Here is an 11,939-nt window from a genome sequence, read left to right on the forward strand (position 1 = left end):
AGTTTAACTGGGGGTTTAGTCATGCCTATTCGGCGTACAATAAAAAAAGATTTGAGAAAAAATCTCAAATCTTAATTTGATATTCATTTTCAAATATTATACTGTATGTAACAGTTTTATATACAATGAACCGCATATCCCGATCGCCTAGGATGTGCGGTTTTTTATTTCGCCTAGGATGCGTATTTTTTATTCGGCGCCAATAGCATTTTCTAAGGCCCGTTGTATACCTATATAAACAGCCTTAGCCAATGTATCTCCAAATAGGGAGAATGAGCCGGCATCTGTTAGCACATCACCATTTGTATCTATGGTGAGAATGATACCGTCTGTGGATGTTCCTGTAGCAGAAGTCTTGCGTTCTTTTGTAATTGCTTCAGGAATATCTTCGTTAATAAATGGATAGAGGCGTACACTTTCAACACCCCAATCTTGGAGGGCTGCGGTTTTAGCCTCCGTAATTGTCATGATGGCTTTCACCATGGCACTATCTGTTAAAGCCTTGTTTGTAAAGACTAGTATGTTGATTGTGCCAGGCGTCACAAACGCTCCGTCCCGTTCTTCATAGCAATACCCTGTGCCTGCACGATGGGCTGTTTTTTCGTAGCCTGCAGTAACGATGGTCTCCACAATCGTATCGTGTTCCTCGACCTTGGCGTATGCGTGAAGGTTCATTGTAGCAGAGGTGAGCAGTGCTGTACTAAAATGAACAGGTGTATCGATATGCTCGAATTCTTGGGCTAAATAATTTGCTACAGATCCACCAGGTAAATCTTTTTCTGTTTCAATCTGATAAGTTAATTGTTGATTTCGTACAGCTAACGTATGGTGATACCCACCATTGAGTTGACCACTAGATAAGGAATAATGGATGTCGTCAAAGTGTACTGTAACGGAATTTGATTCTTGCGTTACATGACCTCCTGTTGCAAGCTCTTGTGGTGCTTCATATGGATTGTTGAACATGTAAGTCTCCCTAGATTTAGATTGTTATATATGTAATATAACGATATAATAACTTTACTATCATTTTGTAAATGTATATGTAAAATTATAGCATATAGATATACTGTTACTAAATTTAATAGTGTTTATTTATAGTGTATAGAGCTTTAGTTATAAAATGATACTAAGGAGGTTTACTGTGTCAGATATCTTAAGTACAATATCTGGGCTGATCTTTAAAGATGCTAATATTCTAGTTCAATTTAGAGACTGGTTCTTTTCTCAAGCGGGCAATATATTATTAGCTCTTATTATATTTTGGGTAGGTCGTTATGCTATTAAATGGGTGAAAACCTTTGCTGTCCGTATTATGACTAAGGCCTCTTATGACTCTGCTGCGATGAGCTTTATTACGCAGATCATCAATTATGCATTGCTAGTAGGTCTAATATTGATTTGCTTAAATCAAATTGGTGTTCCTACTACATCCTTTGTAGCAGCCTTTGGTGCCTTTGGTTTAGGTATTGGTTTGGCCTTACAAAACAACTTATCTAACTTGGCATCAGGCTTATTAATTCTTATATTTAAGCCTTTTAGAGCAGGTCATGTTATTCAAGTTGGAGATACTGTAGGTAGTGTTAAGTCTATTCAATTTATGTATACTATTATCACTACTAAAGATCAAAAAAATGTGTATATACCAAACTCTATCCTTACCTCCCAAGCCATAACTAATATTGCTTATACCCACGAAAGGGTTATCCCGTTCGTCTTTGATATTGGTTATAACAATAATCATCATGAAGCAATTAAAATCTTAAAAAATATTTTTGCTGCTGATAAACGTGTACTCAATCCTAAAAACATGGAAATTGGTATTTCTGAATTTGGCGATAACTCTGTACGCATTGCTGCCTATGCACGCGTTAAGTCGAAAGACTTCTTAGATGTGCAATATGGAATTATGTCTGATGTAAAAGATGCGTTCGATAAATATGGTATCGACATTCCATATCCTCAACGTGTTGTATATCTTCAAAATGTAGATAACTCTACTGGTGAAATTAAGGGAACTAAGAAAAAGGCAAGTGGAACGGATGTTGCCATTGATGATAACCCTGAAAGTTAATATGTGATACAGAAAGTGAGATATATGATATCTTTAACAACTAATGTTTGTATAGTTTGGAAACGACTTATTTTGATGATAGCCTTTATAGGCGCTATTATTTTCGGTACTAGTGTTTCTCATGCGGCGTATATTGCGCCACCATCTACGATAGGTGAGGCTGTTGTTCTCATTGATGCGGATACAAAAGAAATCCTATTTGCAAAGAATCCTGATAAGTGGATGCATCCTGCGAGCACTACGAAAATGGTTACATTGTTAACAGCTCTAGAACTCAAAGGTACACAACTTGATGAACTGGCGACTATTAGTAGTTATGCCACTAGTATGGAGGAATCCAATCTGGGGGTTCGCGTTGGTGATCAAATTACCTTGGAAGGCGTTCTTGAAGGCATGATGGTTGCCAGCGGTAATGATGCGGCCGTTGTAGTAGCAGAAAATGTAAGTGGCTCTGTAGAGAATTTTGCAAAGGACATGAATCGCGTTGCTGCAAAAGCAGGGGCAAAAAATAGTGTATTTTTAAATCCTCATGGTTTGACACAAATGGGCCATCACTCTACGGCTCGTGACTTGGCGATGATTGCAGCGTATGGTATGAAATACCAAATGTTCCGCGATAAAGTAGCCAATGATTATTATAAGGTGCCTTATCAAAACCGTACGCCAGAAACAATTCGCACTACAAACCATTTCATTCGCAATAAATATCCCGGTGCTAATGGTTTAAAAACTGGCTTTACGAATGCTGCAGGGGAATGCTTGATTGCATCGGCTACCCGTAATGGTCATACTATGATTGTAGTCATGCTTAACGATGATAACCGTTGGGAAGAAGCAGTACAATTCCTTGATTACGGCTTTAAACTTCGTGGAGTTATTTAGGGAAACTATTTTGTAATGGGGGATATATGAGTTCATTCTTTGCCTTTTTAAAACGGATGCGCTTTATCAATCGATGGAGCCTCATGCGTAATACAGAAATTGAAAATATTCAAGAACATAGCCTCGAAGTAGCGATGGTAGCTCACAATTTAGCAGCTCTCAAAAATGAATACTTTGGTGGTAATGTGGACATTAATAAGGTAGCGGTCATTGCCATGTATCATGAGGTGAGTGAAATCTTTACAGGCGACATGCCAACACCGATTAAATATTTTGATCCAAAACTTCGTGAACTGTATGGTGAAGTTGAAACATTAGCACAAGAGAAAATGTTATCTACCTTGCCAGAACGATTACAAGCTGTTTATAAGCCTTTCATAGTAGATGCAGAGGATAATCCTGAGTGGCCTATCGTTAAGGCGGCAGATACAATTTCGGCCTATATGAAATGTGTAAACGAACTCAAGGCAGGGAACGATGAGTTTAAAGAAGCACATGACTCCATTTTGGCTAAACTGAAAGCACTCAACATGCCAGAAGTAGATATGTTCCTTGAGACTTATATGCCTGCTCTTGGTAAAAGCTTGGATGAGCTAAATTACTACGAAATCAAATAATGATTAAAAAAGAGACGACTAGCGGTCGTCTCTTTTTATTCTATAAAAATAGCCATAACATCTTAATAGACGTCACAGCCATTTTACATCTCAAATAAAGTTTTAGAGATGAGCTGGACGTTCCTAGGCATCTAGCTATCTCTGTTATATTATTATAAGTTTTTGCTAAACAGATGTCAAAGCCTGTAAAGCTTACAAAGATATTATAAAGCATAACAAATTATAATATTTATTTACCTTCTATAATTTCTTGATTCCTCATTAATATTTTTTTTCCACGCCACGAGAATGCCCGGTGCCCATATTTAGCTTTGAACTCTTTGTTTGTAAGCATTTCTAGTTCATCAATATCGATGTGTGGTTCGATTTGTTGGAACTCGGGAATTGGTGTTGTGGGAATACCTTGATTATGGGGGCACACCTCTTGGCATACATCGCAACCAAATACTAATGGAGTTTTAGCTATAATATGTTGTTCTTGGTCAGTGAGTTCTCCTTTTTTCTGGGTTAAGTAGCTTTTACAAGTATCATATTTGAATTCTTCGTGCCCTAAGCATTGACCTAGACAAGCGGTAATACAACGATTACAACCCATGCAAGATTGTTCAAGTGGTGTGTTCGGCTCAAATTCTAAGGTGGTTAATATCGTTCCTATTACTACGTAGGATCCCCATTTAGGACTGATAAAACAATTGTTTTTGCCATAAAAGCCAAGGCCCGCTAAGTATGCCATGTAACGGTCTGCTAAGGGAGAGGTGTCACAATGTATAGAAAACTGAGCTGAAGTATTTATTTTTTGTAATTTTTCAATAAGTTTTTCTAAATATTCATTAATGACCAGGTGATAATCTGTGCCCCATGTATAGCGGGACAGATTGGATGGACCATTATGTTCTACGTAGTATGGAAAGAGACAGACAATAGCACTTTTAGGTGTGAACTCAGTTGTTCCTAGTAGTCGTTCCTCCACATCTGCAGCTGTAAATGGACAGGGATTAGTTTCGTACAAAATGGTTTTTGCATTTTCAGGTAGAGGCCAAGGGGCAATCCCAAATTCATAAATATGTAATTCTTTGCAAAATTCCTGTAAATTTATATCTTTCATCATAGATTTAGTGGCGAATAATTGGTAAAATAAAAGTATAAGAAACGTGAGGAATTCTATAGATTCCTGCTAAGTTTGTAGTTCGGTGATATCTGTATTTTTGTGGTTATCATCCAGTTCTGTTAGTATTAGTATACCATTGAGAGGACAGATTATGTTAGCATTTATGAAAGTATTACAACCGAAGACGGTGGAAGAGGCTTATGAATTAGCCACAAAAAACAAAACTGCCCCAATGCTAGCTGGCGGCTGCTGGTTGCGTTTAGGTCGACGCACATGGCCTGCAGTGATTGATATGGCTAGTCTTGACTTGCGTTATGTTCGCGAAGAGGATAACGAATTTGTCATTGGTGCTATGGCAACGCAAGGCGACGTGGAACGTTTTGAGCCATTACAACAATTCTGTGGTGGTGCTGTTGTTAAAGGTGTTAAAGAAATTCTTGGCATTCAATTCCGCAACACTGCTACTATGGGTGGATCTGTAGCAAGCCGCTTCGGCTTCTCCGACATTATTCCTGCATTAATGGCAGTACATGCAGACATCGTTACTTTTAAAGGTGGCCGCATGTCCATGCAAGATTATATGAAATACAGAGAACGTGATATCCTCGTGGAAATTCGCATTCCTAAAGTAGACGTACCTGTAGCTGTTGAAGCTCTACGTATCTCTCGTGGTGACTTCCCGGTGTTGACAGGTGCTATTCGCCGTGATGATAAGAGCGTTGAATTGTACATCGGTACAAGACCTGGCGTGCCTCAATTAGCAGAACAAGCAAGTGCGCTACTTTCAGAAAAAGGATTGGTTGTAGCAAAAGAAGCAGGTCAATTAGCATCTGAAGAATTGGTATACCAATCTAACTCTCATGCGTCCAAAGAATACCGAATGGAAATGGTAAAAGCAATGGTTCAACGCTTGGCTAAGGAGGTGGCACAATAATGGAATTAGTACTTAATATTAATAATAAAAATGTAACTGTTAATGTGCCAACTGATGAAATGTTGTTGGATACATTGCGTAATCTTGGTTATTACAGCGTACGTTGTGGCTGTGACACAACAAACTGTGGTCTTTGCACTGTATGGGTAGATGACGAAATTATCTTGTCTTGTGCGTACCCTACATTCCGTGCACCAGGTCACAAAATTACTACATTAGAAGGCTTACAAGAAGAGGCTGAATTATTAGCGGATTGTATTGCTAGTGAAGGTGCTGACCAATGTGGTTTCTGCACAACTGGCATGATGATGAGTGCAATCAACTTGAAACGTAAAAATCCAAAGGCTAGTGATGATGAAATCCGCGAGTACCTCATCGGTAATTTGTGCCGTTGTACTGGCTATGAATCACAACTTCGAGGGGTTCGTAAATTCTTAGAAGGAGGCCTGAAATAATGAATAAGCACATCGGTAAGTCCTATGACAAAGTTGACTATAAAGGTATCTTGTCTGGTAAACCATCTTATACAGGTGATTTTGTTCCAAAAGATGCGCTCGTTATTAAGGTACTTCGTAGCCCTCATGCACAGGCACGTATTAAATCTATCGATACATCTAAAGCTAAATTGATTCCAGGCGTTGAAGCAATCTTCACACATGAAGATGTGCCGAATACTCGCTTTACATTGGCCGGTCAAACATATCCGGAGCCATCTGCTTATGATGCTCTCATCTTGGATCCTGTAGTTCGCTATGTAGGCGATGAAGTAGCTCTTATTGTGGCAAAAGATGAAGCTACAGCACTTAAAGCGATGCCTCTAATCAAGGTTGAATACGAAGTACAAAAACCTGTACTCGATATGCATACGGCTATCGACCATGAAACAGTAGTTCACCCTGAAGATGATATTCACAATAATATCCCTGTAGGTCAAGATTATAAACGCAATATTTGCGTATCCTATCATAAACGAGTAGGCGATATTGAGGCTGAACTTGCAAAATGTGATTATGTAGTAGAAGGTACTTATTTTGACCAAGCGACACGCCAAACAGCGATGGAACCGTTTCAAAGCTTTGGCTATATAGATGCATTGGGCCGCGTAGTTATTGTATCTTCCACGCAGATCGTATTCCATGTACGCCGACATATTGCACGTGCACTTGGTATTCCTGCGACAAAGGTTCGCGTAATCAAACCTCGTATCGGCGGTGGCTTCGGTTCTAAACAAACGGCTTGTACAGAAATTATGACAGCGTTTGTGGCGTGGACATTGAAGAAACCTTGCTATCTCTTATACGATCGTACGGAAGCGCAAACTTGCTCTACTACACGTCATGCTCGTGAATGGAAAATCCGTGTAGGTGCTACAAAAGATGGCCTTATCAAGGTAATTGATATGGATTCCATTACCGATGCTGGTGCTCATGCAACTCACTGTTTCACTACAACTACAGCTGGTGAGCATAAGTCCATTCCTTTATACAATAAAGCGACAGCAATTCACTACGGTACAGAAGGCGTATACATGAACCATACACCAGGCGGTGCATTCCGCGGTTATGGTGCGACCGAAGCGTTGTGGCCTTTAGAGTGTGCTGTTAATAACTTGGCGGACAAAATGGGTGTAGACCCTGCTGAATTGCGTCAAAAGAACTTGATTGCTCAAGGTGAACAAAGCTTGGTATATGCTCCAGATGAATATCTTGATTCTGGTTTGTTCCAAGACACTGTAAACCGCGTAAAAGAAATGGCTCGTTGGGATGAACGCCCTCATTCTTGGGATATTGATGAACGTTATCGCGGTGGCCTTGGCATGGCATTGGCATTACAAGGTTCTGGTGTTGCTAACATTGATGTAGCATCTGTAGAAATTCGTCTCGGTGATGATGGTAACTACACATTGTATACTGGTTCTTCCGATATGGGCATGGGTGCTAATACTGTATTGACTCAAATGGCTTGTGAAATCATCGGCTGTCCTATGGAATACATGACAGTTGTTGAATCCGATACAGACATCGTACCATTTGATCCAGGTTCCTATGCATCTAGTACAACATACGTAACTGGTACGGCTGCTAAGATGGCTGCTGAAGAATTACGCACTAAGATTATTGCTAAGTTCGCTCAATTCTTCGATACAGATGTAGAAAATATCGACTTTGATGGTGTTGTAGCTACTACAAAAGATGGTTCCCAAACAATGGATATCCATCAATTGGCTCCAAAATTATTGGTAGGCGTTAACGCTGAACAATTGTCTGGTTTTGCTACATGGGGCAGTCATACATCCCCGCCTCCATTCATGGCAACTATTGCAGAGGTGAAAGTAGACAAACAAACAGGTAAGGTTATTCCTCTTCATACATACTCCTGTATCGATTGCGGTACTGTTATTAACCCTAAATTGGCTCGCGTTCAAGTTGAAGGCGGCGTGGTACAAGCTATCGGTATGGCACTATATGAAGATGTGCGTTATTCCAATAATGGTCGCTTAGAGACTAATAACCTTATGACTTATAAAATTCCAACCCGTCAAGATATCGGTGAGTTACATGTAGACTTTGTAGAGTCTTATGAACCGACAGGCGGATTTGGTGCTAAATCTATTGGTGAAGTTGTTATTAATACGGCTAGTCCAGCTATTCAACATGCTATTAAAAATGCAGTTGGTGCGGACGTTCGTACATTACCTATGACACCTGAGAAGGTATTTATGGCTATGGACGAGAAATATAAAGTATAGAGGTTTCTATTTACTTTTCCTTTCTAAGGAGGCCTGGTTTTATGACATCACAAACATCCTATTGGAATCGATTGATTCAGCCGGGAATCGTGGCCCTTGTTGGGGCTGGCGGTAAAACGACTGTGCTTTCAAAATTAGTAGAATATGGACGGCTGAAAGGTCAGCCTATCGTAGTTACGACTACGACTCGACTCTATGAATCTCAAGTAGCTCATTATGAACCGATTTATACTCGGAATATTAATGAAGCCGATGAATATTGTACTGATCGTGTGTTGCGTGGATATTGTGGTGCGTGGTTCTCTGGAATTACAGGAACAAAAGTGGACTCCTTAGATTGTGATCTTATCGATGGTTTAGCAAAGTTACATCCGAACTGGCAAATTGTAGTAGAAGCAGATGGGGCAAAGGAAAAATGGCTTAAGGCGCCTAAGACGACTGAGCCAGTTATCCCATCTCTTACAAAGACTACAATTGGTCTAGTGAATTTACAAATGTTAGGGGCCCCTCTAGATGATGAGCACGTACATAATATCGAGCTCGTTCAAGATATCGTTAAACGCGATATGGGTGCCATTGTAACACCTCGCATGTTAGCCGACCTTGTGCTCCATAAACAAGGCTTATTCCAATACAGTAAAGGTAAAAAAATACTATTCTGTACTGGTTATGAAACAGTGCAACATCGCATTATCGATGATTTTATTGATCATATTGTAGATAGCGACATTTCCGCTATCATCTTAGCTGATGGATATAAAGCAAGTTGTGAAATCCGTCGCATTATTCAATGTCGGTAGGTACTCATGACTTATGTGAAAGCAAAATCTAATAGCGCTTTCAGTCCCATGAGAGACCCCATAGACCGTCACCCTTTGCATATTGGTATTGTCCTCCTAGTAGGGGGACAATCCAAACGCATGGGGTGTAATAAGCAGCTTTTACCATGGCGTGGTAAAACTGTTTTAGATGCGGTCTGTGGGGCTCTTCATTGTGGATATGAAGATTATGTAAAATCTACTGAATTCTGTAAACTACCTTTTGTAGCGGTTACTGGTGATGATCATGAAAAATTGGAACCTATTGTTACAAGCTATGGGTTCGAAGTAGTTCGGAATGAACATCCTGAGCGTGGACAGGGTTTGTCCATAGCGATAGGAGTACGTCATTTGGTAGAAAAATCACCGATACCGCTAGATGGCATTCTTTGCTCTGTAGGGGATCAACCACTATTGACGGGGAATGTTGTACATCAGGTTATTAGTGCATTTAGTGATAACTTTCATTCGAAAACTATCGTCGTCCCACATTATGGGGCGAATTATCAGTCGGGAAATCCTGTTCTCTTTGGTTCTCATTGGTTTGATCATTTACAACATATCCAAGGGGACCAAGGGGGCAAGACTATCATTCGTGGTGATGGTAAAGACCATGTTATCAAATTGTGGATTCGTGACGATGTTGGATATGATATTGACACACCCGATGATTTTGAGCGTTTGAAACAACGTGAAAGTGAGGCATTATGAAACCATTAGTGCTTATGCGTGGAGGCGGAGATATCGCTTCTGGCGCTGTATATAGATTGAAACGTGCAGGCTATCCGGTAGTGATTAACGAAATCGCTATTCCTACCATGATTCGTCGTGAAGTATGTTATGGCAATGCCGTGCATCGTGGGGAAATGATTTTGGAACGCTTTGTAGCTCGTCATGTAGCCCTTAGCGAAGTAAAGGATACATTGGCACAAGATGTTATTCCTGTAGTAACTAGCTCCTATGAAGAGTTATTAGATACATTGAAGCCAGCCATTGTGGTGGATGCTATCTTAAGTAAGAAGAACCTTGGTACTAAACGTGATGATGCAGATCTCGTTATTGGTGTAGGGCCGGGATTTACTGCAGGAGATGACGTGGATGTGGTTATTGAAACTATGCGTGGTCATTATTTAGGTCGCTGTATCTACGATGGCCCGGCGCAACCTAATACGGGTATTCCTGGTAATGTCGGTGGTTATACTCATGAGCGTGTTATTCACTCGCCAAAGGCTGGTCTATTTACAGCTAAGCGCCATATTGGAGATTCTGTACAAGCTAATGAAGTCATTGGCTATGTAGATGAAGAACCGGTACGTGCTAAAATTACAGGTATTCTTAGAGGCATTCTTAAGAGCGGGCTCATCGTATCTGACCATTTTAAATTGGCCGATGTAGATGCTCGTTGTGAAGAAGCTCATTGTTATAGTATTTCAGATAAATCTCTCGCTGTTGGTGGTGGCGTTTTAGAAGCCGTTACTGCATGGGATTATGAAAGGAATCAAGATGGAAACGATCTATGATGTGATGAAAGACCGTCTTCAGCTTACAGAAACTACGTTGATGGTTACTGTATTATCTGGTCCTCGTCAAGGGGATAAAGCAATTTATGCTGAAGATGGTAGTGTTTTGTATGGCACACCAATCGAAGGCTTTATGGTAGATAAAGCAAAGCTCAATTCTTTGTGCATGGTAGGCGAAGTTGAATGTTTCGTACAACCTGTAGAAAATGATCCGTCTGTTCTCGTATTAGGCGCTGGTCATGTGAGCCGTGCTATTACAGATTTATTACTATTTATTGGATGTCGTGTTACTGTTGTAGATGACCGCCCAGAATATGTAGTTCCTGAATTCTTTGACGAACGCGTAACTCGTAAATGCTTGCCCTTAGAAAACTTTAAAAATGATTTACCTCTTGATGAATATAATGGTTTTATCATTGTTACACGTGCTCATGAGTATGACAATGTATGTTTAGAACAATTGCGCGACTACTTACCAACCTATATGGGGGTTATGGGCAGTCAAAAGCGCATTCATTATGCATTTGAAGTATTGCGTGAACAAGGTTGGACACAAGAAGAATTAGATATGGTATATGCACCAATTGGTCTAGAATTAGGTGCACAAACTCCTGAGGAGATTGCATTATCTATCGTTAGCGAATATTTGGCAGTGGTGCGTGGTAAAAAAGGCGGCTCATTGCGGAAAGGTAGAGTGAGCCATGAATCGTGAGTTTATTGAATATTTAAGTGCTCGTAAAAATGAAACATTAGCTGTAGCTACAATTTTATTTACCCGTGGTTCTACACCACGTAAGGCTGGCACATCTATGGTAGTATTCCCAGATGGATCTATCTTTGGTACTATCGGTGGTGGTCGTGCTGAAAATGAAATTCGCCTAAGTGCTGTTGATTCTTTGAATAAAAAAGAAGCACATCGTCGTATCGAAGTCCTTTTAGATGATGATGTAGCTGTCAAAGAAGGCATGGTATGTGGTGGACAGATGGATGTGTGGATTGAAACACAAAATATTTAAGTCTATAACTATAGAAAAATCATATCTTATAATTGTTTATAAATTTACAGTGCTTCTAAAATGAGTTAAAATATAAGGTACAGCCAAGTAGTTGGTTGTACCTTATTATTTTGTATAAGGAGCTATTTTTATGCATATTGACGCACTTATACATACCTTTAGGCTTCTTGATATTGCTGATATCTTAATCGTTGCCGTAGGTATTTATTACTTATATAAAT

General features: G+C 39.9%; 13 protein-coding genes. 11 read left to right on the top strand and 2 right to left on the bottom strand.

Annotation, left to right across the window (positions count from 1 at the left end; genetic code table 11):
• Positions 1 to 189: 189 nt before the first annotated feature.
• Positions 190 to 966 carry an adenosylcobinamide amidohydrolase gene (locus Q7P05_RS02970; RefSeq protein WP_303930344.1) on the bottom strand — a complete coding sequence of 259 codons (777 nt, stop codon included), beginning with the start codon at positions 964 to 966 and terminating at the stop codon, positions 190 to 192.
• A 178-nt stretch (positions 967 to 1,144) separates the two neighbouring features.
• Here Q7P05_RS02970 and Q7P05_RS02975 point away from each other — a divergent pair, with 178 nt between their 5' ends.
• The 3 genes from Q7P05_RS02975 to yfbR are packed head-to-tail and all read left to right on the top strand — an operon-like array spanning position 1,145 to position 3,573.
• Entirely contained in the window at positions 1,145 to 2,074 is a 930-nt protein-coding gene (locus Q7P05_RS02975) for a mechanosensitive ion channel family protein (protein ID WP_302858669.1), read from the top strand.
• A 24-nt stretch (positions 2,075 to 2,098) separates the two neighbouring features.
• Positions 2,099 to 2,956, top strand: coding sequence for a D-alanyl-D-alanine carboxypeptidase family protein (locus Q7P05_RS02980; RefSeq protein WP_156719847.1), 858 nt, complete (start codon positions 2,099 to 2,101; stop codon positions 2,954 to 2,956).
• Between the two features lie 26 nt (positions 2,957 to 2,982).
• Positions 2,983 to 3,573, top strand: coding sequence for a 5'-deoxynucleotidase (gene yfbR, locus Q7P05_RS02985; protein WP_213467631.1), 591 nt, complete (start codon positions 2,983 to 2,985; stop codon positions 3,571 to 3,573).
• Positions 3,574 to 3,802: 229 nt separating this feature from the next.
• Here yfbR and Q7P05_RS02990 read toward each other — a convergent pair whose 3' ends face one another.
• Positions 3,803 to 4,678: an epoxyqueuosine reductase gene (locus Q7P05_RS02990; RefSeq protein ID WP_303930357.1), complete on the bottom strand. Its 876-nt coding sequence runs from the start codon at positions 4,676 to 4,678 to the stop codon at positions 3,803 to 3,805.
• A 154-nt stretch (positions 4,679 to 4,832) separates the two neighbouring features.
• Here Q7P05_RS02990 and Q7P05_RS02995 point away from each other — a divergent pair, with 154 nt between their 5' ends.
• Genes Q7P05_RS02995 through Q7P05_RS03030 form a run of 8 tightly spaced genes read left to right on the top strand, consistent with a single transcriptional unit; the run spans position 4,833 to position 11,718 of the window.
• Positions 4,833 to 5,615, top strand: coding sequence for a xanthine dehydrogenase family protein subunit M (locus tag Q7P05_RS02995; protein WP_303930345.1), 783 nt, complete (start codon positions 4,833 to 4,835; stop codon positions 5,613 to 5,615).
• On the top strand, positions 5,615 to 6,070 hold the full coding sequence (locus Q7P05_RS03000) for a (2Fe-2S)-binding protein (protein WP_005387739.1): 456 nt from the start codon (positions 5,615 to 5,617) through the stop codon (positions 6,068 to 6,070). Before Q7P05_RS02995 ends, Q7P05_RS03000 begins: the two co-directional genes overlap by 1 nt.
• Positions 6,070 to 8,364, top strand: coding sequence for a xanthine dehydrogenase family protein molybdopterin-binding subunit (locus Q7P05_RS03005; RefSeq protein WP_303930348.1), 2,295 nt, complete (start codon positions 6,070 to 6,072; stop codon positions 8,362 to 8,364). The genes Q7P05_RS03000 and Q7P05_RS03005 overlap by 1 nt, the downstream gene beginning before the upstream one ends.
• A gap of 41 nt (positions 8,365 to 8,405) precedes the next feature.
• On the top strand, positions 8,406 to 9,164 hold the full coding sequence (gene yqeC / locus Q7P05_RS03010) for a selenium cofactor biosynthesis protein YqeC (protein ID WP_295835799.1): 759 nt from the start codon (positions 8,406 to 8,408) through the stop codon (positions 9,162 to 9,164).
• A gap of 48 nt (positions 9,165 to 9,212) precedes the next feature.
• Positions 9,213 to 9,893, top strand: coding sequence for a nucleotidyltransferase family protein (locus tag Q7P05_RS03015; RefSeq protein WP_303930350.1), 681 nt, complete (start codon positions 9,213 to 9,215; stop codon positions 9,891 to 9,893).
• Entirely contained in the window at positions 9,890 to 10,702 is an 813-nt protein-coding gene (gene yqeB / locus Q7P05_RS03020) for a selenium-dependent molybdenum cofactor biosynthesis protein YqeB (protein ID WP_303930352.1), read from the top strand. Before Q7P05_RS03015 ends, yqeB begins: the two co-directional genes overlap by 4 nt.
• Positions 10,686 to 11,414, top strand: coding sequence for an XdhC family protein (locus Q7P05_RS03025; RefSeq protein WP_303930355.1), 729 nt, complete (start codon positions 10,686 to 10,688; stop codon positions 11,412 to 11,414). Before yqeB ends, Q7P05_RS03025 begins: the two co-directional genes overlap by 17 nt.
• Positions 11,404 to 11,718, top strand: coding sequence for an XdhC family protein (locus Q7P05_RS03030; RefSeq protein WP_024066914.1), 315 nt, complete (start codon positions 11,404 to 11,406; stop codon positions 11,716 to 11,718). The genes Q7P05_RS03025 and Q7P05_RS03030 overlap by 11 nt, the downstream gene beginning before the upstream one ends.
• Positions 11,719 to 11,939: the final 221 nt, after the last annotated feature.

The organism is Veillonella dispar, assembly GCF_937975875.1.
GTDB lineage: Bacteria > Bacillota > Negativicutes > Veillonellales > Veillonellaceae > Veillonella > Veillonella dispar_B.